Genomic DNA, 24,985 nt, shown 5'->3' with positions numbered 1-24,985 from the left:
GTCAAGAAGCGCGAAGGCAAACGCGGCAGACGCTTGCGTCCGCCCGCCATTTGGCTATTTCTTGTGCACAATGACAGCTGATCATTATTTGAGCGCACTGCGCGGGGCGGACAACCGGGGGGCGAAGAGTCCGCCGGTGCTGCTGGCGCCGCTGTCGGGTGTCACCGATCTCCACATGCGCCGCCTCGCGCAGCGGCTCGGCGCCAGCGCCGTGGTCTCCGAGATGGTCGCGGCCGCCGAACTCGCGAAGGGCGATGCCGAATCGCAGGTTCGGGCGGAGGGCGACGGCGTCGATCCCCACGTGGTGCAGCTTGCCGGCTGCGCGCCCGAGCCGATGGCGGAGGCCGCCCGGATCGCCGTGGCGAACGGGGCGGACGCCATCGACATCAACATGGGCTGCCCGGCCAAGACCGTGACCGGCGGCGAATCCGGCTCGGCGCTGATGCGCGACCTCGACCACGCCGCGCGCCTTCTCGCGGCGGTGCGGGGCGCGGTGGACGTGCCGGTGACGGTGAAGATGCGGCTCGGATGGGATCACGCGAGCCTCAACGCCGCCGAACTGGCGCGCCGCGCCGAGGCGCTCGGGCTCGACGGCGTGACGGTCCACGGCCGCACCCGGCAGCAATTCTACAAGGGCCGGGCCGACTGGTCGGCGATCCGCCCCGTGGTCGAGGCGGTGCGCATTCCCGTCATCGCCAACGGCGACGTCACGAGCCTCGACGAGGCCCGCGCCTGTCTCGCCCAGTCCGGTGCGGCGGGCGTGATGGTCGGGCGCGCGGCGGTGGGCCGTCCCTGGCTCGTCGGCGCGATCGCTGCCGGGCTCGCCGGCCGGGCGGCCGCGCCGCTCACGCCGGAGCAGCGCGCGGCGGTCGCGGCCGAGCATTACGAGGGGCTGATCGCGCTCTACGGCGCGGCGATGGGCGTGCGCCACGCCCGCAAGCATCTCGCGGCCTATGCCGACGCGGCCGGCGGGCTCGGCGCGGACGACCGGCGCCGCCTCGTCACCACGCATGATCCCGCGGAGGCGTTGCGTCTCCTGCGGCGTGCATTTCTCGAACCGGCCGGGGCGGCGGCGACGCCCTTCGGCGAGGCGGCCTGATGCCCTTTTCCGATGAGCCCGCCCCCGAATCCCTGCCGCCGGCCGAGGCGGTGCTGAACTCGCTGCCGCTGCCGGTGCTCACCATCGGGCCCGACGAGCGGATCCTGCGGGTCAACCACGCCGCCGAACTGTTTTTCGACGCCTCCGCCCGGCTGATGCTGCGCGGGCGGCTTCGCGACATCATCCCGTTCTCCTCGCCGATCATCGCGCTGGTGGCCGAGGTGCGCCGCCGCCGCTCCTCCGTCTCGGAATACCGGGTCGAACTGGTCCAGCCGCGCTCGGGGACGGAGCGCAGCGTCGACGTCTTCGCCACGCCCCTGCGCGACGAGGACGATTCGGTGGTGCTGATGCTCCAGGAGCGCACCATCGCCGACAAGATGAACCGGCAGCTCACCCATCGGGGCGCCGCCCGCTCGATGGTCGCGCTCGGCGCCATGCTGGCCCACGAGATCAAGAACCCGCTCGCCGGCATCCGCGGCGCGGCGCAACTGCTCGAACAGGAGCGCGACGACGAGGATCGTCTCCTCACCCGCCTGATCTGCGACGAGTCGGACCGGATCGTGCGCATCGTCGAGCGGATGGAGCTGTTCGGCGACGAGCGGCCGGTGGAGCGCGGCCCCGTCAACGTCCACGGCGTGCTCGATCAGGTGAAGCGCTCGGCGCAGTCGGGCTTCGCCCGTCACATCCGCTTCATCGAGAACTACGACCCTTCGCTGCCGCCGGTTCTCGGCAACCGGGACCAGTTGATCCAGGTGATCCTCAACCTCGTGAAGAACGCGGCGGAGGCCATCGGCACCGACACGGTCGAGGGCGAGATCACGCTCTCCACCGCCTTCCGCACGGGCCTGCGCCTGCAGATTCCCGGCTCCCGCGAGCGCGTCAGCCTGCCGATCGAGGTGGCGGTGCGCGACAACGGGCCGGGTATTCCGCCCGACATGCTGTCCGACCTGTTCGACCCCTTCGTCACCACCAAGGTGCAGGGATCCGGCCTCGGACTTGCATTGGTGGCCAAGATCGTCGGCGACCATGGGGGCATCGTCGAATGCGATCCCGTTCCCCGCCGCACCGCCTTCCGGATCCTGCTTCCCATGTCGAGCGCCCGCGACGGGCGTGAATCGGCCGCGGAGCGTTGAGTCGAGAGCCATGCCCAACGGCCACATCATCGTCGCGGACGACGACGCCGCGATCCGCACCGTTCTCAACCAGGCCCTCTCCCGGGCCGGCTACGAGGTGCGCACCACCTCGAATTGCTCGACGCTCTGGCGCTGGGTCGCCCAGGGCGAGGGCGACCTCGTCATCACCGACGTGATGATGCCCGACGAGAACGTGTTCGACCTGCTGCCGCGCATCAAGCGGGTGCGGCCGGAACTGCCGATCATCGTCATGAGCGCGCAGAACACCTTCATGACCGCGATCCGCGCCTCCGAGCGTGGCGCCTACGAGTATCTGCCCAAGCCCTTCGACCTGAAGGAGCTGACGGCGATCGTCGGCCGCGCCCTCTCCCGTCCCCGCGGAACGCCCGCGCCCGGGGCCGGGCCGGAGAACGAGGACATCCCGCTGGTGGGCCGCTCGCCCGCCATGCAGGAGATCTACCGGGCGCTCGCCCGGCTGATGCCGACCGACCTCACCGTGATGATCACGGGCGAGTCCGGCACCGGCAAGGAATTGGTCGCCCGCGCGCTGCACGATTACGGCCGCCGCCGCACCGGGCCGTTCGTGCCCGTCAACATGGCGGCGATCCCGCGCGACCTGATCGAATCCGAACTCTTCGGCCACGAGAAAGGCGCCTTCACCGGCGCGCTCTCCCGCTCCGCCGGCCGCTTCGAGCAGGCGGAGGGCGGCACGCTCTTCCTCGACGAGATCGGCGACATGCCGATGGAGGCGCAGACCCGGCTGCTGCGCGTGCTTCAGCAGGGCGAGTACACGACCGTCGGCGGGCGCGTGCCGATCAAGACCAATGTCCGCATCATCGCCGCCACCAACAAGGACCTTCGCGTCTCGATCCAGCAGGGCATCTTCCGCGAGGACCTGTTCTTCCGCCTCAACGTCGTGCCGTTGCGCCTGCCGGCCCTGCGCGAGCGCTCCGAGGACGTGCCGGACCTGATCCGCCACTTCTTCGTGCTGGTGGAACGCGAGGGCCTGACCCGCAAGACGCTCGACGCCGACGCCATGGAGCGGCTCAAGCGCTACCGCTGGCCGGGCAACGTGCGCGAGCTGGAAAACCTCGTTCGCCGCCTCGCGGCGCTCTACCCGCAGGAGACCATCACCGGTCCGGTCATCGAGGCGGAGCTCGACACCCTGCCGCTCGCCCAGCCCGCCGCCGTCAACGGCAACGGCGCGGCCCGCAAGAACGGAGCCTCCGACAGCGAGACCCTGTCCGGCGCGGTCGAGCGGCACCTCGCCGACTATTTCTCGGGCTATCGCGACACGCTGCCCCCGCCCGGCCTCTATCACCGCATCCTGCGCGAGATCGAAGGCCCGCTGATCGGCGCGGCGCTCGCCGCCACCCGCGGCAACCAGATCCGTGCCGCGGAGCTTCTGGGGGTCAACCGCAACACCCTACGCAAGAAGGTGCGGGATCTCGATCTGCAGGTGTTTCGCACGTCGCGGTGAAAGGCTCCGTTCGGCGAGGCCGGCGCGGCTCCGAAGTAACCGAACCAGCGCCGTCATTCCGGGGCGCCGGAGGCGAACCCGGAATCCATCCGTGATGCCACATTGGGCCGCGCATCACGGGTAGATTCCGGGTTCCGCTCCGCGGCACCGGAATGACGGGCGTCGGGGAAGCGCGCCTTAAGCGCGAAGCCCGCCACCCGCATCCGACTCCCCGACCGCCGCGTTTCTCCTCTGTTCTCCACGGCCGCGCTTCGCTAAAGGCGCGCCATGCTGCGTCTCCGCAAATATCAGCGCGCCGCCGTCGACGCGCTCGACCGGCATTGGGACCGGGGCGGCGAGCCGGGCCTCGTCGTGCTGCCGACCGGCGCGGGCAAGGCGCTCGTCATCGCCGCCCTGATCCGCGAATGGCTGGTGCGGGCGCCGAGGGCGCGGATCTGCGTCCTCACCCATGTTCGCGAGCTCGTGGTGCAGAACCACGGCGAGCTGCTGTCCTACTGGCCGGAAGCGCCCGCCGGCATCTTCTCCGCCGGCGTCGGGCGGCGCGAGGCCGACGCGCAGGTCGCCTTCTGCTCGATCCAGTCGGTGCGAGACCGCGCCGACATGTTCGGCGCCATCGACCTCATCGTGATCGACGAGGCCCATCTCGTGCCGCGGTCCGGCGAAACCAGCTACGGCCGCTTCCTCGCCGCGGCGCGGGCCGCCAATCCGGATCTCAAGGTCGCGGGCTTCACCGCCACGCCCTACCGCCTCGATTCCGGCCGGCTCGACGAGGGCGAGGGGAGGGTGTTCGAGCGGATCGTCTACGAATCGCTCGTCGGCGACCTGATCCACCAGGGCTACCTCGCGCCCCTCGTCTGCAAGGCGACGGCGCTCGCCCTCGACGTCTCCGGCGTGCCGAAGCGCGGCGGCGAATACGTCCCCTCGGCGCTGGAGGCGGCGGTCAACCGCGAATGGATCACCCACGCCGCGGTCGAGGAGATGGTGGGCTACGGCCGCGAGCGGCGAGCCTGGCTCGCCTTCTGCGCCGGGCTCGCCCACGCCGCCGCGGTACGCGACGCGATCCGGCAGGAGAACATCTCCTGCGAGACCGTCACCGGCGAGATGGGCAAGCGCGAGCGCGACCGAATCGTGCGAGACTTCCGCGCTGGCAAGATTCGCTGCCTCGCCTCGGTCGGCGTGCTCTCAACGGGCTTCAACGTGCCGGAGGTCGATCTGATCGCCCTGCTGCGCCCGACCCAGTCGGCTGGGCTCTACGTGCAGCAGGTCGGACGCGCCCTGCGCCGGGCGCCGGGCAAAGCGGACGCGATCGTGCTCGACTATGCCGGGCTGGTGCGGATGCACGGTCCGGTCGATGCCGTGACCGCCCGCAGCGTCGCCCTCGGCCCCGCCGCACCGGGCAGCGTGCGGGCAAAGCCCTGCCCGGGCTGCGGCGCGCTGATCGCGCTGAACGCCAGCACCTGCGACGCATGCTGGGTCGAGCCCGAAGCGGAGGACGAGGAGGCGCCCCACGCCGCCAGCGCCGAGGATGCCCTGCCGATCCTGTCCGAATCGATCTCGCCCTGGCGCGAGGTGACCGGCTGGCGCCTCGACCGCGGCCCCGGCGGTTCCGGTCCGGACCGGCTCGAAGTGGCCCTGCGCTGGCGCGGCGGCGGATGCCGGGTCGAGGTCTGCCTCGAGGATTCGGGCCATGCCCGCGAGAAGGCGGTCCAGTGGTGGCGCGCCTTCGGCGGCGCCGAGCCGGTGCCGATGTCGGTCGCCGCCGCCCTGGAGCGCGCCGACGAGCTGGAGCGGCCGGATGCCCTGAAGATCGATGCCGCTGGCCGGCTCTCCGAGAGCGTCACGGTGCAATTTTCGGATGGGCGCCGCTTCCGCGACCTGCGCCGCTGGGGGGTCTGGCGGCCTGATCGACGGCTCAAGCTCGGCTGATTCGTATTAATTTCGCCACACTGTTGTGGCCCCGCATCAGCAATGCCGCTGCTGTCGCGACGTTCCCAAGACGTGCCGTCCGATGCCCCCGCCGTCGAGGAGGGAGCGGAGGCCGCCGCGCGCCGGTTCGACTCGCCGCCGCGCGGGCCGGGCTGGATCGGGGCGGCGGTGGTGCTCACGGCGCTGATCTCGGCGTCCGTCACCTTCCTCATCCTGGCCGGCATCATCCAGATTACGCGGACGCCGACCACCGGCGTCGCGCTCCTCTCAGTCAATGCGGCGCTGGTCCTCGCCCTCGTGGTGGTGATCGTCTGGGAGGCGCGGGTCTTCCTGCACGCCCGGCGCACCCATGCCTCGGTGGCGCGGCTGCACACCCGCATCGTCGGCCTCTTCAGCCTGATCGCGATCCTGCCGACGATCCTGCTCGCCATCGTCGCCTCGGTGACCATCGATGTCGGCCTGTCGCTGGGCTTCACCGACCGGGTCCGCGACGTGGTGCTGAAATCCGTGCAGGTGGCGGACGCCTACCAAGAGAATCACTGCCAGTCGCTCGCCCGCGAGATCCGCATCTTCGCCGACGACCTGACGCGGGCGCGGCCGAATTTCGACGTGAACCGCGAGTGGTTCGAGAACTTCATGACGACCCGCGCCCAGGCGCTCGGGCTGCCGATCGTCAAGATCATGCGCGGGCCGAACGAGGTCGTGGCGCGCGCCAACATCGACGTGCTCAAGCAGACGCGGCTGCCCTCGGCGGCGGCCTTCGAGGATGCGGCGAAGTCGAGCGACCCGATCTGCCTGCTGCCGAACGAGGGCCGGGTCTTCGCCGCGCTGATGCGGATGCCGGCCTACGACAACGCCGTGCTGCTGGTGCAGCGCGAGGTCAGCCAGCTCGCCATCGATTTCCCCGGCGTCGCCCGCGCCGCGGCGGCCGAGTACCTGACCTACGACGAGCTGCGCCGCTACGTGCAGATCGCCTTCGCATCGGTCTTCATCCTGATCGCGCTGATCACGCTGCTCTCGGCGGTCTGGTTCGGGCTGAACTTCGCCAACCGCTTCGTCGCCCCGATCCGCCGGCTCATCAACGCGGCCGACGAGGTCGCGGCGGGCAATTTCTACGCCCGCGTGCCGGCCCGGAAATCCGACGGCGACCTCGCCCATCTCGGCGAGAGCTTCAACACGATGACGCAAGAGCTGCGCCGGCAGCACGACGGCCTGCGGGCGGCCAACGACCTGATCGACCGCCGCCGCCGCTTCACCGAGGCCGTGCTCTCGGGCGTCTCGCCGGGGGTGCTCGGCGTCGATGCCGACGGGGTCATCACCATCGCCAATCCGGGGGCCGAGCGCACCCTCGGGCTGACGGCCAGGGAACTGGTCGGCCAGCCGCTGACGGGCGTCGTGCCGGAGATCGCGGCCCTGTTCCCGGAGGCCGAGGGCCGCCAGCGCGCCCTGCAGCAGCAGATCCAGCTCGTCCGCGGCGGGCGCGAGCGCACCATCGCCGTGCGGGTCACCAGCGAGCAGGCCCAGGGCGAGGCGCGCGGCTACGTGGTGACCCTCGACGACATCACCGACCTCGTTACGGCGCAGCGCACCTCCGCCTGGGCGGACGTCGCCCGCCGCATCGCCCACGAGATCAAGAACCCGCTGACGCCGATCCAGCTCTCGGCCGAGCGCATCCGTCGCAAGTACGGAAAAGTGATTACAGCCGACAAGGAAGTGTTCGAGCAGTGCACCGCGACGATCGTGCGGCAGGTGGACGAAATCAAACGGATGGTGGACGAATTCTCCTCCTTCGCCCGGATGCCCAAGCCCGCGATCACGCAGCAGGATCTGGCCGAGATCGCTCGCCAGAATCTGTTCATGCTGCGCATGGCCCATCCCGACCTGGATTTCCCGTTCGATACGGTCGGCGCCGACGCGCAGGGCCGGGTGGTCGCCGCCTTCGACGTGCGGCTGTTCTCCCAGGCGCTCACCAACATCCTCAAGAACGCCGTCGAGGCGGTCCAGGCCGTGCCCGAGGACGTGTTGGCCGCCGACGGCGGCAAGGGCTGGGTGCGCCTGCGCCTCCTCGTCGAGGACGCCTTCGTGGTGATCGAAGTCACCGACAACGGAAAAGGCTTTCCGGCAGAGGGGCGCCAGCGCCTGCTCGAACCCTATATGACCACCCGCGAGGGCGGGACCGGCCTCGGTTTGGCGATCGTCTCCAAGGTGCTCGAGGAGCATGGCGGGGGGATCGAGTTGAACGACAACCCGGAGGGGCGCGGCGGACAGGTCCGCATGCGGCTGCCGCGGGAAGTCGGTCGACAGGGCGGGCACAATGCCGAGCCCGGCGCGCCAGGGGAGCGGAATCGCTCCGCGGCGCCGGACGCGCGTGACGGGACAACGATGGACAAGAACACGGAGGGCGCCATGGAAGCGCGACGCGTCGCGGAGATGCAGCCATGAGCGCCGACATCCTGATCGTCGACGACGAGGCCGACATCCGCGATCTCGTCGCGGGCATCCTGGACGACGAGGGGCACCGCACCCGAACGGCGGCGGGCTCCGACGAGGCGCTGGCGGCGATCGAGTCGCGCCGGCCCCACCTCGTCTTCCTCGACATCTGGCTCCAGGGCTCGCGCCTCGACGGCTTGCAGGTGCTCGACCTGATCAAGGCGGGCCACCCGGACCTGCCGGTGGTGATGATCTCGGGCCACGGCAACATCGAGACCGCGGTGGCGGCGATCAAATCCGGCGCCTACGACTTCATCGAGAAGCCGTTCAAGGCCGACCGCCTGATCCTCGTCGCCGAGCGCGCTCTGGAGGCCTCCCGCCTCAAGCGCGAGGTGCGCGACCTCAAGGTGCGATCGGGGCAGGCGAGCCGCATCGTCGGCGCCTCGGTGGCGGTCAACCAGCTGCGCCAGACCATCGAGCGCGTGGCCCCAACCAATGCCCGCGTGATGATCTCGGGCGCGCCGGGCGCCGGCAAGGAACTCTCGGCGCGCACCCTGCACGCCGCCTCCTCGCGGGCGAGCGGGCCCTTCGTCGTGATCAACGCGGCGACCATCACGCCCGAGACGATGGAAGCGGAGCTGTTCGGCGTCGAGGGCGGCGAGGGCCGGGTGCGGCGCGTCGGCGCCCTGGAGGAGGCCCATGGCGGCTCCCTCTACATCGACGAAGTCGCCGACATGCCCAAGGAGACGCAGAGCCGGATCCTGCGCGTCCTCGTCGATCAGAATTTCCAGCGCGTCGGCGGCACCGCCCGCGTCCACGTCGACGTGCGCATCATCTCGTCCTCCTCCCGCGACCTGACCGAGGAAATCGGCGCCGGGCGCTTCCGCGAGGATCTGTTCCACCGCCTCTCGGTGGTGCCGATCCGGATCCCGTCGCTGGCCGAGCGGCGCGAGGACGTGCCGGAGCTGATCTCCTTCTTCATGGAGCAGATCTCGGCGGCCACCGGCCTGCCGCGGCGCCGCATCGCCGAGGACGCCATGGCGGTTCTCCAGTCGCACGACTGGCCCGGCAACGTGCGTCAGCTGCGCAACAACGTCGAGCGGCTGATGATACTGACCCAGAGCGATCCGGAGCAGGAGGTCACGTCCGAGATGCTGCCGACCGAGATCGGCGCGCTGGTGCCGACGACGCCGACGGGCGCGGGCGGCGAGAAGCTGATGAGCCTCGCGCTCCGCGAGGCCCGCGAGATCTTCGAGCGGGAATACCTCATCGCGCAGATCGCCCGCTTCTCCGGCAACATCTCCCGCACCGCCGAGTTCATCGGCATGGAGCGCTCGGCCCTGCACCGGAAGCTCAAGTCGCTCGGCATCGGCCCGTGACGGGGGTCCCCGCCGGTTCGCCCTCGGAACCGGCGGCGGCAGACGTTGCAAGGGGTGGATATTGACGCTCCGCGCAGCCGGGTGCCTCTTGCATCGCGGCAAGCTTCGCCCTGTAATGGAATAACCCGGCAGAGCGGTCCCTGCACGAGAGAGTCGCGGGCCCGCGACTCACATCGGGACCCTGCTGCTCCGTGGTTGCGGCCTCGAAACAAGGATAACAAGAAATGGCGGGCGAGCGCGCTCAGAATCTCCAGGACACGTTCCTGAACCATGTCCGCAAAAACAAGATCCCGCTGACGATCTTCCTCGTCAATGGCGTCAAGCTTCAAGGTGTCGTGACCTGGTTCGACAACTTCTGCGTCCTGCTCCGCCGCGACGGACACTCCCAACTCGTCTACAAGCACGCGATCTCGACGATCATGCCGGGCCACCCGGTGCAGCTGTTCGAGCCCGACGAGACGGCGCCCGAGAAGGCCTGATCGTCGTCTTCCATCGTTGATCTGCTCTCGGCTCGCCGGTTTCCGTCATTTGCGGAAGCCGGCGGATGCAAAATGGCGTCATCGTTCCGACATAAGGGGACGATGACACGGAGACTCCATGACTGAGACCCTTCCGCCCGGCGAAGCCCGCCTGCAGGCGAAGGCCGCCCCCGAGGGCGAGATTGCCGCCGCGACCCGCACGCTGGTCCTCGGCCCCTACCTCACCCGCGCCGCCCAGCGGACCGCGCCCGGACAGACGGAGACCGTCCGCTCCGACGAGGCGCGGCTCGACGAGGCGGTGGGTCTGGCGGCCGCCATCGACCTCGACGTGGCCCGGGCGATCTCGGTGCATATCCAGCGCCCGCGCCCCTCGACCTATCTCGGCAAGGGCCGAGTGGAGGAGGTCGCCGGACTCATCAAGGCCGAGGAGATCGGCCTCGTGGTGATGGATTGCGCCCTCTCGCCGGTGCAGCAGCGCAATCTCGAGAAGGCCTGGGGTGCGAAGGTCATCGACCGGACCGGCCTGATCCTCGAGATCTTCGGCCGGCGCGCCTCGACCCGCGAGGGCACGCTCCAGGTCGAGCACGCCCACCTCGCCTACCAGAAGTCCCGGCTCGTCCGCTCCTGGACCCACCTGGAGCGGCAGCGCGGCGGCTTCGGCTTCCTCGGCGGTCCCGGCGAGACCCAGATCGAGGCCGACCGGCGGATGATCCAGGAGCGGATGACCCGGATCGAGCGCGATCTCGAGGCGGTGACGCGCACCCGCGGCCTGCATCGCAAGAGCCGCGCGCGGGTGCCGTACCCGATCGTCGCGCTCGTCGGCTACACCAATGCCGGCAAGTCGACTCTGTTCAATGCGCTCACCAAGGCGGAGGTGCGGGCGCAGGACATGCTGTTCGCCACCCTCGATCCGACGGCCCGGGCGACCAAGCTGCCGCACGGCGAGACGGTGATCCTCTCCGACACGGTGGGGTTCATCTCGGACCTGCCGACCTCGCTGATCGCCGCCTTCCGCGCGACGCTCGAAGACGTGATCGAGGCCGACATCCTGCTCCACGTGCGCGACGTCTCGCACGGCGACACCCAGGCTCAGGCCGAGGATGTCGAGGGCGTGCTGCGCGAGCTCGGGATCGAGCAGGACGCGGAGCGGATCATCGAGGTCTGGAACAAGGCCGACCTCCTGGACGAGGGCGAGCGCACCCGGCTCGTCAACCTCAGCGCCGCCCATCGCGGCGCAGGGGCGGCGCCGATCCTCGTCTCGGCCCTGACGGGGGAGGGGCTGCCGGCTCTGGCCGAGCGGATCGAGGCGCAGGTGGCCCGCGCCCGCTCGACCTTCGCGGTGACGCTTCCGCCGGAGGACGGCGCCGCGCTCAACTGGCTCTACGAGAACGCCGAGGTGCTCGACCGCCAATCCGAGACCGGCGGCGCGATCGCGCTCACCATCCGCATCGCCCCGGAGAAGGAGCCGCGCTTCCTCAACCGGTTCGTGGCGGCCCAGCGCATCGGCGGACCGCAGGACAGGCCGGCCGCGTAGGACGGCTAGCCCGGCCGACGGGCTCCGAGACGTGAAACGAAGAGGGCCGGTGCCGCGGTTCGCGGCACCGGCCCTTCTCATGTTCGCGCCCGCGACCTCAGTCCTTCGGCGCGGCGTGGGCGACCATGGCGAGGCTGTGGTGCAGTCCGCTCGCGCCGCCGCCCACCACCTCGATGTGGGCGCCGGTCTTCGCCCGCCGCGTCGCCCATTCCCGGATCATCTCCAGGCAGGTGTGATCGACGTGGCGCAGCTCCGCCGCCGCGAGGCGGACCGGCGTGCCCTCCGGCGTGCGCTCCAGCGCCTCGTTGAGGTGCGGCAGCTGCAGGAAGGTGGCCGAGCCCGAGAGCTTCAGCTCCGGCACCGCCCGGACGGCCCCGGCCTGCACCGTCTGCGCGGCGCCGCCCTCGATCTTCAGGGGACCGCGGATGTAGTGCGGGATCACCTGGGCGAGGCTCAGCGCGAGGCCCGTGAGCACGCCGGTCAGGAGGTCGGTGGCGACGACCATCACCATCGTGGCGAGCCAGATCGCGGCGGTGGGCAGGCCGTAGCGCTCGTGCAGGTGGAACGCGTGGGCGGGGCTGACGAGGCGCCAGCCGGTCACGACGAGGATGCCGGCGAGGGAGGCGGTCGGCACCACCTTGAGCACCATCGGCAGGATCAGCAGGAAGGCGAGGATCCAGCTCCCGTGCAGGATGGTGGAGGCCCGCGACGCCGCGCCCGCCTGGACGTTGGCGGAGGAGCGGACGATCACGCCGGTCATCGGCAGGCCGCCGGCCAGGCCGCACAGGATGTTGCCGATCCCCTGCGCCCCGAGCTCGCGGTTGTACTGCGTGCGCGGGCCGTCATGCATCCGGTCCACCGCCGCCGCCGAGAGCAGGCTCTCCGCGCTGGCGATCACCGCCAGCGTGATCGCCATCAGGATCATCGCCGGCTCGGTCAGGCGGCTCCAATCGCCCGCGCCCGGCAAGGCGACGGCCGAGAGGATGTTCTCCGGCACCTCGACGCGCTTGACGTCCATGGCGCCGAGGACGGCGACGAGGGTGCCTGCCACGACGCCGACCAGGGCGCCGGGAACCAGCTTGAGCTTGGCCGGACGGACCTTCTCCCAGCCGAGCATCGCGACGATGGTGGCGAGCCCGACGATTACGGCGCCGGACCGGTTGCCGTCCGGGCTGGAGACGAAGTTGAAGAAGGCGCCGGGGATGGCGACGAGGTTGTCGAGACCGCTGGCCTTGGGCAGCGCGTCGGTCAGCACGTGGATCTGCGCCAGCACGATGAGGATGCCGATGCCGGCGAGCATCCCGTGCACCACGGCCGGGGAGATCGCCCGAAACCAGCCGCCGACCCGCAAGGCCCCGGCCAGGAGCTGGATGGCGCCGGCGGCGACGAGGACCGGCCCGAGCGCATCAATGCCGTGCTCGCGCACGAACTCGAACACGATGACGGCGAGCCCCGCGGCCGGACCGCTGACCTGAAGCGGCGAGCCGGCAAGGAAGCCGACGATGATGCCGCCGATCACGCCGGTGATGAGGCCGCGCTCGGCCGGCACGCCGGATGCGATGGCGATGCCCATGCAGAGGGGCATCGCCACGAGGAAGACGACGAAGGAGGCCGGGAGATCCCGGCCGAGGGTCGATGGCATCAGCCTGGCGAAGGAGGCGCGCATGGCAAGGGTCCTACTCCGCCGCGAGGACGTGGGAGCCGGCGAATTCCGGCGTGGCAAGCCGTGCGGCCGGGGCCTGCGCGACGGGGACGCTGGCGGCTTCGTCGATGGGGACGAAGCGGCCGCGCTCGCCGCAATAGGCGAGCACCTGGCCGCTCTCGATCTCGAAGAACCAGCCGTGCAGGCGCAGCTTGCCGCCGGCGAGCGCCGCGGCCACGCTCGGATGGGTGCGCAGGTTGTTGAGCTGCACCACCACGTTCTCGAGGGCGATGGCGCGGTGCCGCTCCTTCGGGTCCATGCCCTCCGGATAGGCCTCGCAGACGATCCGGTTCGCCGCGTGGCTGTGGCGAAGCCAAGCCGCCACGTTGGGCATGCTGCCCAGCGCCTCGGGGTTCATGAGACCCTTCATGGCGCCGCAATCGGAATGACCGCAGATCACGATGTCACGCACGCCGAGCGCGACGACCGCGTACTCGATCGCGGACGACACGCCGCCGTTCTGCTGGGAGAAGGGCGGGACGATGTTGCCGGCGTTCCGGCATACGAAGAGGTCGCCCGGACCGGATTGCGTGATGTGCTCGGGCGAGACGCGGGAATCGGCGCAGGCGATGATCAGCGCCTGGGGCTGCTGACCATCGCGGACCAGCTGCCGATACATCTGTTGCTGGCCCGGGAAGACCGTGCCGCGGAAGTTCGAAAGACCTTGGATGATGCCGTCCACGGCAAACCTCGCTGTCCGTCACCGCGCGCGAGCCGTCGCGTCGGGACGTTTGAATGGCTGGCTGGATGACAGACGGCGCACCGCCTGCCGGGTCGCGGAATGAGATCCGACGGGACGTGGCGAGGCCGACGCCCGCCGTCGGGGACGAGGCTGCCCGCGCCGTCGCGAGGGTCGCGACGGCGTGCGAGCCGGTGCAGACTCGTCGTGAGGGTCCGGGCGCTCGGGATTGGAGCGGCCGGTGATCGGGCGTGAAGGCGCGACCGGCGGCGCGGACCAGGCCACGCCGCCGGAGGGCCGTCCTTAGCGCGCCCGGCGGCGGGGGGCGGGGCCGGCGGCCCAGTTCGGCTCGACCGTGCCCCGGCGCAGGGCCGAGCGGGCGACGCCGCCCTTGGCGCCCGCGTTCTCGCTGAGCATCGGCGCACCGAGGATCTGGCCCGTGCCCCTCCGCTGCGAGTGCAGCGAGCGGGGGTCATGATAGGGATCGTCGACGTAGCTGCTCATGAAGCCGCCGCCGGCCTGCTGGCGGCTTCCACTGCCGCCGCCCTCCGCCTGCGCCGCTATCGGCAGAGCGAGTGCCGCCGCCGTTAGAAAACCGACTGTCATCATACGCTTCATGCCTAGATCCTCTCGTAATCCCTGAGATGCGAGATTTTTTGTCTTATTTCTCGTCGCATCAGGACAGTAATTCCTCGAATTATATTTTGAAAGTGCGTTTTATCACCGAAATATACTTAAGATTTAATCCCGAGAGAGGGCGGGCCGGGTGTGCGATAGCACTCCCCATTGTCCAATCTTGACAAAGTAAAGGATGAAAACCGAACTTGCCTCGGCAAGTTTTAATCCGTCGCGTCGCCGAAAATGAGCGAGCTCAGTGAGCAGAGCCAGGATGCGAGGGTCGTTCGCCGCGGCCGGGAAAAGGCGGCGTGTCTCCGGCCGCCGGTCCCGCTTCGATTGAGGAGCACGGTCTCCGGTCGACCGTTCCGGTGATTGCCGTCCCCGTCATCGCGAGGCGATGCCGAAGCGATCCAAGCCACGATCTTTCCGAAGACGTCGCACCCTGAATCGCTTCGCTGCCGCTCGTGATGCCGAAGTAAAAAAACAAGGTGCTGACCCGGAAAGCGGATCAGCGGCCCTTGGCGTCCTGCTTGCGCTTTAAAAAAGCTTCCATCTGCGCGATCTCGGTGTCCTGCGCCTTGACGATCTCTTCGGCGAGCTTGCGGATCTCCGGGTCTTTCGAGTGTTCGAGGGCGATCTTCGCCATCTCGATCGCGCCGCGGTGGTGCGGGATCATCCCGCGGACGAAATCGAGATCGACGTCGTTGGTGTAGCGGATGTCCATCTCGCGATGCATGCGGGCATCGGCATCGCGAAACGCCTTGGTCGCCGCGCTGTCACCGATGATCGATGTCGCGGCCGGTTGGGCATGTCCGTGGTGGTGATGTCCGTCCCCGGCGAGGGCCGGAGTGGCGAGGAGGCCGAAGAGGAGAGCGGCCGGAAAAGCTTTCATCATCGCGTTCATCCTTGGATCGAAGAGGTTGTCAGTCGAAGCGGGCGTTGGCGGTGACGCCGTCGGGCGCGGTGATGCGCACGGCGCCGGTGGGGAGTTCCCCGAGGGCCGCGTCGGCCTTGCCGGAGAGCCGGTTGCCTTCGGCACGGAGGGGGATGCGGGCGGTCTTCGCGCCGGATTTGAGGATCGCGATCGCCTTGAAGCCCTCGACCGGCAGCGGCTTGCCGGCGCCGTCGCTCAGGTAGACCGAGACGGCCTCGGCCCGCGTCACGAGTTCGGCGTGCCACGGCCCAGCCCCCTCGACGCGCCCGCCGTTCGGGCCGGGCGGATGGTCGTGACGGTGGGCGCCGTCATGGGCCTGCTGCGCGCCGGCGGGCGCGGCGAAGAGGGTCAGCGCCAGGGCGGCGCATCGCATCGCGCGTTTCATCGGTCGTCTCCTTCATTGCGGAGGGTCAAAAGGCTTCGCGCACCGGCGCGTGCAGGCGGTCGGCCGGCGCGGGGGCGTGGAGCCGGTCGAAGGCACCGCGCCCGAACATCAGGACCAGGACGGGGGTGAGCACGGCGTCGAGGAGGGTCGCGCTCATCAGCCCGCCGAAGATCGTCACCGCCACGGGGTGCAGGATCTCCTTGCCTGGAGCCGTCCCGTCGATCAGGAGCGGCACGAGGGCGATGCCGGCCGACAGCGCCGTCATCAGCACCGGGGTCATCCGCTCCAGGCTCGCCCGGGTCACGAGGGCGGGCCCGAGCGCCAGCCCCTCTTCGCGGGCGAGGTTCAGCATGTGGCTGATCTTGAGGATGCCGTTGCGGGCGACGATGCCGGTGAGCGTGACGAAGCCGATCATCGAGGCGACCGAGAGCGGGAGGCCGGCGATCCAGAGCGCGAGCACGCTGCCGATCAGGGCCAGCGGCACGTTGGCCATGACGATGAGCGCCAGCGGCACGGAGCGGTAGCGCCCGTGCAGCAGGGCGAAGACGAGGGCGAGCGAGACGAGGCTGAGCCCGCCGATGGTGCGCGCGGCCTCGCCTTGCGCCTCGTAGGTGCCCTCCAGCCGGGCGCTCACGCCCTCCGGCAGGCGGGTCTCGTCCAGGACGCGGCGGATGCCGGCGACGATCGCCGCCATGTCGGTGCGGCCGTCGGAATTGGCCTGGACCACGATCCGCCGCCGCCCGTTCTCCCGCAGGATCTGGTTCGGCCCGTCGGTCTCGCGGATGTCGGCGATCTCGCGGGCCGGCACCCAGCCCGACGGCGTCTCGATCAGGAGGTCGCCCAGCGCCTGCGGGCTGCGCCGGGCCTCGGGCAGGCGCAGGGTCACGTCGAAGCGGCGCGGCCCGTCGGCGATGGTCGAGAGGGTGCGTCCGTTGGCGAGCCGGGCGATGGTCTCGACCACGGTCGAGGGCGAGACGCCGTAGAGCGCGGCCCGGCCGTAATCGATCCGGATGTCGAGCTGCGGGATGCGAACCTGCCGCTCGACCTGAAGATCGGTGACGCCGGGCACCCGCGCCGCGATCCGTTCCCGGAGACCCTCGGCCGCGGCGCGCAGGGCGTCGAGGTCGTCGCCGAACAGCTTCAGGGCGATCTCGGCACGCACGCCCGAGAGCATGTGGTCGAGCCGGTGCGAGATCGGCTGGCCGACATTCACCGTCACCGGCAAGACGGCGAGTCGCTCGCGGATCTCGGCGATCACGGTCTCGCGCGGGCGTCCGGCCCGCAGTCGCACTTCGAGGTCGGAGGAGTGGACGCCCTCGGCGTGCTCGTCGAGTTCGGCCCGGCCGGTGCGGCGCCCGACGGTGGCGACCTCCGGCATGTCGAGGACCAGCCGCTCGGCGATGGCCCCCACCCGGCTGCTCTCGGCAAGCGAGATGCCGGGCCGGAAGGTGACGGTGACCGTCAGCGAGCCCTCGTTGAAGGCCGGCAGGAAGGCGCGCGGCAGCTGCGCGGCGGCGATGCCGGCCGCGACGACGCAAACGGCGACACCGGCCACCAGCACCCGCGGATAGGCGAGGGCGGTCGTCAACAGCGCCGCGTTGCCCGCCTTCAACCTGCGGACCAGGGCAGGCTCGTGCGCGGCAAGAGACTTCATGCCGGGCAGGAGCCAGGAGGTGAGGACCGGCGTCAGCGTCACAGAGACGAGCAGGCTCGCCAGGATCGCGACGATGTAGGCCTGTCCGAGCGGCGCGAAGAGCCGCCCCTCGATGCCGGAGAGCGCGAAGAGCGGCACGAAGACGAGCACGATGATCGCGGTGGCGTAGACGATGCCGGAGCGCACCTCGCTGGAGGCGGCCACCACCACGTCGAAGACGCTGCGGGGCGAGCCCTCGGCCCGGTTCTCGCGCAGTCTTCGATAGATGTTCTCGACATCGACCACCGCGTCATCGACCAGCTCGCCGATGGCGATGGCGAGGCCGCCGAGCGTCATGGTGTTGATCGAGAAGCCGAGCGTCCAGAACACCAGGGCCGTGGCGAGGATCGAGACGGGGATCGCGGTGAGCGAGATCAGCGTCGTGCGCGCGTTCATGAGGAAGGCGAACAGCACCACGGCCACCACCGCGACCGCTTCCATCAACACCCGCTCGACATTGGCGAGGGAGGTCTCGATGAAATCCGCCTGCCGGAACAGGATCTTCTGGGCGTCCATGCCCTTCGGCAGGGTGGGGGCGATCTCCTTCAGCGCCGCCTCGACATCCCTCGTCAGGCGGACGGTGTCGATGCCGGGCTGCTTCTCGACCGAAAGGATCACCGCCGGCTCGCCGCGATAGCCGCCGTCGCCGCGCTTGGGCCGCGCGGCGAACGCCACCTCCGCGATCTGGCGAAGGTAGACCCGGCCCTCGATCGCCGGATTGCCGGTGCCGGGCAGGTCGGCGGCGGCGGTCGCGCCCTGCGGACCCGTCGGGATCACGAGGTTGCGGAGATCCTCGAGGCTCAGGGTCCGGCCGATGTTGCGGATCAGGATCTCGCGGGCGTTGGCGTCGGCGAACCCGCCGCCGGCATTGGTGCCAAAGCCGGACAGCGCGTTCGCCAGCGCCTCGTTGGTGACCCCGAGCGCCCGCATCGCCGCCGGGTTCGGGCTGACACGGAACTGGCGCACCTCGCCGCCGATGGGGATCACCTGCGCCACGCCCGGAATCGAGAGCAGGCGCGGCCGCAGGATGAAGTCGGCGGTCTCGCGCAGCTGCATCGGGCTCGACGTCTCACCCGTCACCGCGACGAGCAGGATGCCGCCCATGATCGAGGCGACCGGGCCCATCTGCGGCGTGACACCGGCCGGCAGTTCGGAGCGCACCAGGGCGAGGCGCTCGGCCACGAACTGACGGTCGCGATACAGGTCGGTGTCCCAGCCGAACTCGACGGTGACGATGGAGAGCCCCACGCTCGACACCGAGCGGACGCGGGTGACGCCGGGCAGGCCGTTCATCCGGGTCTCGATCGGGTAGGTGACGAGCTGCTCCACTTCGGGCGGGGCGTAGCCCTCGGCCTCCGTCATCACCGTGACGGTGGGGCGGTTGAGGTCGGGCAGGACATCGACGGGCAGGCGCGTCAGGGCGAGGCCGCCCGCCAGGACGAGGGCGAGGCAGAGGGCCAGGACCAGCACCCGGTTGAGCAGGGCGGTGCGGACGAGGAGGGCGAACATGGCGCGTCGTCCCTCAGCGGACCTGATCGAGCAGTTCGGCACCCTGGACGACGATGCGCCGGCCGGCCCCGACGCCCCCCGCCACGATCACCCGCTCGGCATCGAGCGGCTCGACCCGCACGGCGCGGGGCTCGTACCGCTCGGCGGAGGCGTGCTCGTAGACGACGGCGCCGGACTCGGTGCGGACGACGCCTGAGCGGGGCACGGCCAGACCGGCAACGGTCTCGCCGGTCGGCGCGAGCACGGTCACGAACTGGCCGAGCCGCACGCCCTCGATGCTTCCCGTGATCGCGAACTGCACCGGCACCGCCTGGTTGCGGTCGGCAAGCCCGGCGCCGCGGGAGGCGAGGGCGAGGATGCGTCCGTCGGGCAGCCGCGCGGTGGCCGCCGCGCCGGGCTCCAGGGCGACGAAGCTCAGGGCCTCGACGTAGAGCTTTTCGGGATCGACGATGCGAAACACCATCGTGCCCGGTGCCGCCATCTGGCCGGCGACCGCCGACCGCTCCGCGACCACGCCGTCCACCGGCGCGACCAGTTCCTCCGGGGCGCGGCGGATCGTGTCGAGGGCGGCGCGGCGGTCCTTCAGGCCGGTGAGTTCGGCGCGGGCATCCTCCAAGGCCGTCTGCGCCACGGCGCCGGTCGCGGCGAGACGCTCGTAGCGGGCGACCTTGCGGCCGGTGATGGCGATCTGCTGGTCGAGATCGCCCTGGGTCTGGCGCATGTCGGAGAGGTCCACCGCCTGGACCGGCGGGGTCACGGTGGCGAGCACGTCGCCCTTGCGGACGCGCGCGCCGAGATTCGGGAAGCCGCCGGACGGGGGAGCGAGGCGCCCGCCGACGGAGGATTGCACCACGCCGCTGGCATTCGGGTCGGCGATGACGCGTCCCGGCAGTTCCACCGTGCGGCGGTGGTCGGCGATGCCGGTCAGCCCGGTGCGGAGCGCGAGCAGGCGCTGCATCGATTTCGGAACGAACACCGCGCCGTCCGGCAGGCGCCGCGCACGCTCGACGCCCGAGGTCGCCGGGGCAGTGAGGGCCGCCCCCTGAACCGGGGCGGCTTCCCCCGCGCCATCGGCGTGCCCCTCGTGCGCGAGGGCGGCCGTCCCGAGGAGCAGCGTCAGGGTGAGAGCGAGGACCGCGAAGGCCGGCAGCGCCCGGCGGGAGCGCACCAGCATGATCACGGCGAGCCCGAGCAGGAAGCCGCCCGCGGCGGCGCCGATCGGTCCCTGATGGGTGAGGTGATGGCGGAGATTGGCCAGCCACGCCGGCGCCGCTGGCGACGAGACGACGGCGGCCGGCGCCGGCTCGGGAAGGTGGAGATCGAGGGCGAGCACGTCCGTGGCGCCGTCGGCGCTCACGGTGGCGAGAAGATCGTGGCGGCGGCCGCGGGCGAGCCAGGGCGCGGCGATCTCGTAGACGCCGTCACCGGCGGCCGTCGCCTCGACCGGACCGTCCGGAGTCTCGACCTCGATCCGCGCTCCGTTCACCGGCTCGTTGCTGGCGAAGCGATCGAGGTAGAGGCGGACCCGGTCCTTGCCCGCCACCGCCACGAGCTCGAACGCCGTCGAAACGGCCTCGGCGCGCGGCGCCGCCTGCGTGGGCGGGGCCTGTACCGCGTCAGCACCGTGACTGTGACCCTCATGGGCCAGGGCTGCGCTGCCGGAGGCCGATGCGGCCGCGAGCGCGAGCGAGACGGCCAGCGCCCGGAGCGCCGCCGCGAGACGGATGAACATGTCGAACGGAACCTTCGCCAGGAAAGCAACGACGTCACCCGGCAGCGAGCTACCGGATGGGAACGAGCGTCAGGCGAGGGGTCTGGGCGGTTCGATCTGTGTGTCGGGCACGATGCCGGACAGGCGCGGTCCGTCGCAGGTCGGCGCGCGGTCTCGCGGAGACGGCGGAGCCAGCAGCGGATTCGGGGAGGGGGCGAGCCCGGTCGCACAGCAGGACGACGGTGCGTGCCCGCAGGCGCCGCCGGCCAGGCAGGCCGCACAGGCACAGGCGATTCGGGCGGTCTCGATGAAGGGAACGACGTCGGTGCGAACGATCGCGGACGGACCGGCAAGCCGAGCCTCGACGGCGACGACCGCGGCCTCGGACGACGACGCGCTCACCGCAGGCTGCGCCTGAGGCGCGTGCCGATGGGCGCCGTGCGCCTGCGCGCCGGACGGCATCAGCGCCGCGGCGATCGTGACGATCACCGCCGCCAGCCAGAGCGCTATGGGACGAGCGGACTTCATTGCTCTCGTCCGTAGCACGGCCGAGCCGTAACAAACAGAGGCGGGAAGAGACGCGACACTTCGGCTTCGCCTTCGTGATGATTCGGCAAATTGGCTTCTCGAAGAACACAGACCCGCGATTCCAGGCTCGGCGTGAAAACAGTCGCCTCGGCCCGACGCGGCAGATCGTCTCGCACAGGTTGTAACGTTCCGTTCGTCGGCGCCGCCCCGGGTGGGATCGGAACCTGCGTCACCAGCACGATCGGCCGCCGCCGGCCGTCGCGATGGGAGACCGCGCTATCCGGCTCCAAGGCATAGAAAGATTGCGAACACGGCGCCGAATTACATGATCCCTTCGTAGCTTGGATCCAATTTCAGAAGAGGCGAACCCGGCCACATCGTCCGCGCGGGCAAGGGGAAGGTCGAGCTCTGATACACCACTGGACCGTGCGAGCTTGGCCTGCACTTAACCTTCTACGCTTCGTCGGCAACGCTGAACTTGAGCGCGCTTCCCTCAATACCCACAAGCCTGACGTAGATTTTTCAATTCTTCTCTTGCATCGCTGCGCTGCACGTATGATCTTGGCGCCCGGGGGCTCACGAAACGGACGCGCAGAATGACAGAAGAAAACCAAAAATCGTTCAACGACTTCGTAGAATTGGCGAGTGACATCGTCTCATCGTATGTCTCGAACAACTCGGTGCCCGCCTCCGAGCTCCCGGGCCTGATCATCAACGTTCATGCCGCGCTGACCGGTCTCAGTAGCCCCGAGACCGCTGCCGCCCCCGCGGAAGAGGTGATCGAGAAGCCGACCTCCGCGCAGATTCGCAAATCCGTCACCCCGGACGCGATCATCAGCTTCATTGACGGCAAGCCCTACAAGACGCTCAAGCGTCATCTCGGCACCCACGGCCTCGATCCCTACTCGTACCGTCAGCGCTACGGCCTGCCGAACGACTACCCGATGGTCGCCCCGAACTACGCGGCGCAGCGCTCTGCCCTCGCCAAGTCGATCGGCCTCGGCCGGCCGGGCGGCCGCATCGAGGAAGAGGCTCCCGCGCCCGAGCCGAAGTCCCGCTCGCGCCAGAAGGTCGCCTGATCCGACGCTCGCCGCCGCAACGGACGACCGGTTCGGTCGTTCGTGAAACCTTTGCCTTCGGCGAGCGTCAACCGCATGATCAAGACGACGAGCGGTCCCTCCGTCCGCTCCCGGCGGCGAGCCGCCTCAAGGACATGCGATGGCGGGTCTACCCACCCTTCTCCTGGATATCGCCGGGACGATCTGCGCCCTGCCGCGGACCGAGATCCGCGAGATCCTCCCGTTGCCGCGCCTGCACGCCCCTCCGGCCGCGGGCGGTCCGCTCGCCGGCTTCCTCAACCTCGGCGGTGAGCCGGTGCCGGTTGTGGATCTCGCCGCGCTGTTCGACCTTCGCGCGGCGGGCGGCGACGATCCGTACCGGCATGTCCTGGTGGCCCGGCGAGGCACCATCGCCTTCCTCGTCGATCGCGCGCTTGATCTCGTGCAGGTCGAGACGGAGGTGCTGCGGCCGGTCGAATCCGCCCGCAGCCTGAACGGCTGCGTCGTCGGCGAGTTCGCCTGGGCGGACCGGCTCGTGCATCTCCTCGCGCTCGACCGGATCCTCACGCTCGAAGAGCGGACCCGCCTCGACGCCCTGACCCGGCAGGCGACCACGCGGCTCGCCCGGTTCGAGCCCGACGGGGCGCGTCCCGTCTGAGGCCCCCGCACATGACGGCCCCCATGGAGCGGGCGCGGCGCGCATCGGGCGCGACGGTCGATCCCGGATTCCCCGCCCTCAAGGCGCGGGTGATCGCCCGGACCGGACACAATTACTACGAAGACAAGGACGACCTGCTCCACGACCGCGTGCGCAAGCGGATGCGCATTCGCGGCGTGGCCGACTGCGCCGCCTATCTCGCCCTGCTCGAGAGCGGCGCCGGCCGGGAGGAGTGGGCGGCGCTCGAGGCCGAGATCACCATCGGCGAGACCTTCTTCTTCCGCTACGCCGAGCAGTTCGCGGCCCTGCGCGGCACGATCCTGCCGGACCTGATCGGGGCGCGCCGCGAGACCCGCCGCCTGCGGATCTGGAGCGCCGGCTGCTCGACCGGGGCGGAGCCCTATTCCATCGCCATCCTCGTCCACGACCTCCTCGGCGAGGCGCTCGACGACTGGACCGTGACGATCGTCGGGACCGATCTCAGCGCCGCGGCTCTGGCGACCGCCCGTGAGGCCGAGTTCGGGCCCTGGGCCCTGCGCACCCTGGATACGGAGGAGCGCGCCCGCTGGTTTCGCCGCACCCCTGCGCGGCCGGGCCTGCCCCAGGGCGGCTACGCCCTTCGGCCGGCCTACCGGCGCATGGTGCGCTTCGAGCGCCAGAACCTGTTGAGCCTGATCGACGGAAGCGATCGCACGGGGGCGAGCTTCGACCTGATCCTGTGCCGCAACGTGCTGATCTATTTCAGTGCCGATCACGTCAACCGCATCGTGCGGGCCCTGGGCGAGCGGCTCAACCCGCAGGGCTGGCTCCTGATCGGCCATGCCGAGCCGAACCCAACCTTCTCCCAATGGCTGCAGCCGGTCGCCCTGCCCGGAACGGTCGCCTACCGCCCGATCGATACGCCGACGTCCGAGCCGCCCCCGGTGCTCGTGCCGGCGATTCCGGACGCGGCTCCGATCCCGCTCGCGGCGCTTCCGGAATGGTCGCCGGACGACCTTCCGGAGCATTCGCCGGCCCCTCAGCCGCCCGTCCCGCCGGAGCCGGTCGCCATCCCCGCCTCCCCCGCGACGGAGCACCCGCTCTCGCCGGGCGATCTCCTGGCCGAGATCCGTGTGCTGGCCGATGCCGGCAAGACCGCGCGGGCCTGGCGCCGGCTGCACGAGGAGATCGACGGCTACGCCACCGATCCCTCCCTGCGCTACTACGAGGGCCTGCTCGCCCTCGATCTCGGACGGGAGCGGGAGGCGGAGCGGGCGTTGCGGGGAGCGCTGTTCCTCCACCGGGGCTTCATCATGGCCCATTTCCAGCTCGGCCTGCTGCTCGTCCGCGGCGGCCGCCGCGATGAAGCCGCCCGCGCCCTCGACAACGCGCTGCGCCTCGCGCAAGGACTGCCGTCCGAGACGATCCTTCCGGAGGGAGACGGAGTGAGCGCCGCACGCTTGGCCGAGAGCGCACGCCGCGTCCTGGCCGGACTCACGGTCAGCGACGCATGAAGATCGGCCGGACCGCCGGGGCGGACCCGACGACACGCACGGCCGCCCTGCTCGATGCGCGCGCCGCCGCGCTCGCCGCGCGCAAGGCGGGGCAAGAGGAGATGGTCGAGACCGCGGCCTATCTCGTCTGCGCCTGCGGAACGGAGCGCTACGGCCTGCCGCTCACGGCGGTGGCGGGCGTGACGCCCGAGCGTCCCTGCACGGGTCTGCCCGGTGCGCCGACGGCCCTGCTCGGCATCACCGCCGTGGCCGGCGCGATCGTCACCGTGCTCGACCTCGCCGCCTGCCTCGGGCTCGACCGTCGCGGGGACGAGGAAGGCGGCCACGTCGTGCGCCTGCGGGCGCAGGAGCCGCCGGTCGCGCTCGCGGTCGATCGCGTGCTGGGCATCGCCCGGATCGAAATCGGACTGGCGCGGCCGGCGACCGAGCCGGAAAGCCTGGGACGCGGCCCGCTTTCGGGCTATGCACCGCCCGGCTCGGACAGGACGGGGGACGTCCGCGAGGGATTTTCCCTCCTCGATCTGCCGGCGCTGCTCGCCCGCTTCACGACCTGACGG

The 24,985-nt window shown here is 70.5% G+C and carries 20 protein-coding genes; 12 read left to right on the top strand and 8 right to left on the bottom strand.

The genetic code is table 11. The features are described 5' to 3' along the window. Positions 1-70: 70 nt before the first annotated feature. The 8 genes from dusB (at position 71) to hflX (ending at position 11,460) form a co-directional block, all read left to right on the top strand. Positions 71-1,099, top strand: coding sequence for a tRNA dihydrouridine synthase DusB (gene dusB, locus ABS772_RS01465; RefSeq protein ID WP_350391787.1), 1,029 nt, complete (start codon positions 71-73; stop codon positions 1,097-1,099). Continuing rightward, positions 1,099-2,232 (top strand): two-component system sensor histidine kinase NtrB, encoded by a 1,134-nt coding sequence (locus ABS772_RS01460; protein WP_238254842.1) that lies wholly within the window; start codon positions 1,099-1,101, stop codon positions 2,230-2,232. The genes dusB and ABS772_RS01460 overlap by 1 nt, the downstream gene beginning before the upstream one ends. A gap of 10 nt (positions 2,233-2,242) precedes the next feature. Next, positions 2,243-3,712, top strand: coding sequence for a nitrogen regulation protein NR(I) (gene ntrC, locus ABS772_RS01455; protein ID WP_238254843.1), 1,470 nt, complete (start codon positions 2,243-2,245; stop codon positions 3,710-3,712). A gap of 267 nt (positions 3,713-3,979) precedes the next feature. Then, a complete protein-coding gene (locus ABS772_RS01450; protein ID WP_350391786.1) occupies positions 3,980-5,638 on the top strand; it encodes a DEAD/DEAH box helicase in 1,659 nt (552 codons plus the stop codon). A gap of 42 nt (positions 5,639-5,680) precedes the next feature. Then, positions 5,681-8,080 carry a PAS domain-containing sensor histidine kinase gene (locus tag ABS772_RS01445; RefSeq protein ID WP_350391785.1) on the top strand — a complete coding sequence of 800 codons (2,400 nt, stop codon included), beginning with the start codon at positions 5,681-5,683 and terminating at the stop codon, positions 8,078-8,080. Further along, complete coding sequence (ntrX, locus tag ABS772_RS01440) at positions 8,077-9,447, top strand: nitrogen assimilation response regulator NtrX (RefSeq protein ID WP_238256320.1); 1,371 nt, start codon at positions 8,077-8,079, stop codon at positions 9,445-9,447. The genes ABS772_RS01445 and ntrX overlap by 4 nt, the downstream gene beginning before the upstream one ends. 224 nt (positions 9,448-9,671) lie before the next feature. Continuing rightward, the gene (gene hfq / locus ABS772_RS01435; protein ID WP_003600267.1) at positions 9,672-9,926 is read left to right on the top strand and encodes an RNA chaperone Hfq; all 255 of its coding nucleotides are present in this window, start codon (positions 9,672-9,674) and stop codon (positions 9,924-9,926) included. A 118-nt stretch (positions 9,927-10,044) separates the two neighbouring features. Beyond that, complete coding sequence (gene hflX, locus ABS772_RS01430) at positions 10,045-11,460, top strand: GTPase HflX (RefSeq protein WP_350391784.1); 1,416 nt, start codon at positions 10,045-10,047, stop codon at positions 11,458-11,460. Positions 11,461-11,557: 97 nt separating this feature from the next. Here the strand turns inward: hflX and ABS772_RS01425 are convergent, their stop codons facing one another. The 8 genes from ABS772_RS01425 to ABS772_RS01390 all read right to left on the bottom strand — a co-directional run bounded on the left by ABS772_RS01425 (position 11,558) and on the right by ABS772_RS01390 (position 21,180). Further along, entirely contained in the window at positions 11,558-13,126 is a 1,569-nt protein-coding gene (locus ABS772_RS01425) for a SulP family inorganic anion transporter (protein WP_350391783.1), read from the bottom strand. Positions 13,127-13,136: 10 nt separating this feature from the next. Then, positions 13,137-13,844, bottom strand: a complete 708-nt coding sequence (locus tag ABS772_RS01420; protein WP_350391782.1) for a carbonic anhydrase — start codon at positions 13,842-13,844, stop codon at positions 13,137-13,139. A 300-nt stretch (positions 13,845-14,144) separates the two neighbouring features. Then, on the bottom strand, positions 14,145-14,459 hold the full coding sequence (locus ABS772_RS01415; protein ID WP_238254095.1) for a hypothetical protein: 315 nt from the start codon (positions 14,457-14,459) through the stop codon (positions 14,145-14,147). Between the two features lie 508 nt (positions 14,460-14,967). Further along, positions 14,968-15,354 (bottom strand): CopM family metallochaperone, encoded by a 387-nt coding sequence (copM, locus tag ABS772_RS01410; RefSeq protein WP_350391781.1) that lies wholly within the window; start codon positions 15,352-15,354, stop codon positions 14,968-14,970. Between the two features lie 28 nt (positions 15,355-15,382). Further along, the gene (locus ABS772_RS01405) at positions 15,383-15,778 is read right to left on the bottom strand and encodes a hypothetical protein (RefSeq protein WP_350391780.1); all 396 of its coding nucleotides are present in this window, start codon (positions 15,776-15,778) and stop codon (positions 15,383-15,385) included. 25 nt (positions 15,779-15,803) lie between these two features. Further along, the gene (locus ABS772_RS01400) at positions 15,804-18,980 is read right to left on the bottom strand and encodes an efflux RND transporter permease subunit (RefSeq protein ID WP_350391779.1); all 3,177 of its coding nucleotides are present in this window, start codon (positions 18,978-18,980) and stop codon (positions 15,804-15,806) included. A 13-nt stretch (positions 18,981-18,993) separates the two neighbouring features. Beyond that, positions 18,994-20,712: an efflux RND transporter periplasmic adaptor subunit gene (locus tag ABS772_RS01395; RefSeq protein WP_350391778.1), complete on the bottom strand. Its 1,719-nt coding sequence runs from the start codon at positions 20,710-20,712 to the stop codon at positions 18,994-18,996. 69 nt (positions 20,713-20,781) lie between these two features. Beyond that, on the bottom strand, positions 20,782-21,180 hold the full coding sequence (locus ABS772_RS01390; RefSeq protein WP_350391777.1) for a hypothetical protein: 399 nt from the start codon (positions 21,178-21,180) through the stop codon (positions 20,782-20,784). 635 nt (positions 21,181-21,815) lie between these two features. Here ABS772_RS01390 and ABS772_RS01385 point away from each other — a divergent pair. The 4 genes from ABS772_RS01385 to ABS772_RS01370 all read left to right on the top strand — a co-directional run bounded on the left by ABS772_RS01385 (position 21,816) and on the right by ABS772_RS01370 (position 24,982). Next, complete coding sequence (locus ABS772_RS01385) at positions 21,816-22,298, top strand: MucR family transcriptional regulator (RefSeq protein ID WP_238254135.1); 483 nt, start codon at positions 21,816-21,818, stop codon at positions 22,296-22,298. A gap of 139 nt (positions 22,299-22,437) precedes the next feature. Continuing rightward, entirely contained in the window at positions 22,438-22,935 is a 498-nt protein-coding gene (locus ABS772_RS01380) for a chemotaxis protein CheW (RefSeq protein ID WP_350391776.1), read from the top strand. 11 nt (positions 22,936-22,946) lie between these two features. Continuing rightward, positions 22,947-24,428, top strand: a complete 1,482-nt coding sequence (locus ABS772_RS01375; protein WP_350391775.1) for a CheR family methyltransferase — start codon at positions 22,947-22,949, stop codon at positions 24,426-24,428. Further along, on the top strand, positions 24,425-24,982 hold the full coding sequence (locus ABS772_RS01370; protein ID WP_350391774.1) for a chemotaxis protein CheW: 558 nt from the start codon (positions 24,425-24,427) through the stop codon (positions 24,980-24,982). The genes ABS772_RS01375 and ABS772_RS01370 overlap by 4 nt, the downstream gene beginning before the upstream one ends. Positions 24,983-24,985: the final 3 nt, after the last annotated feature.

This window comes from Methylorubrum podarium (genome assembly GCF_040270385.1).
Taxonomy (GTDB): domain Bacteria; phylum Pseudomonadota; class Alphaproteobacteria; order Rhizobiales; family Beijerinckiaceae; genus Methylobacterium; species Methylobacterium podarium.
The sequence above is the reverse complement of the archived record's forward strand: the minus strand, read 5'-3'. Positions and strand labels throughout refer to the sequence as shown.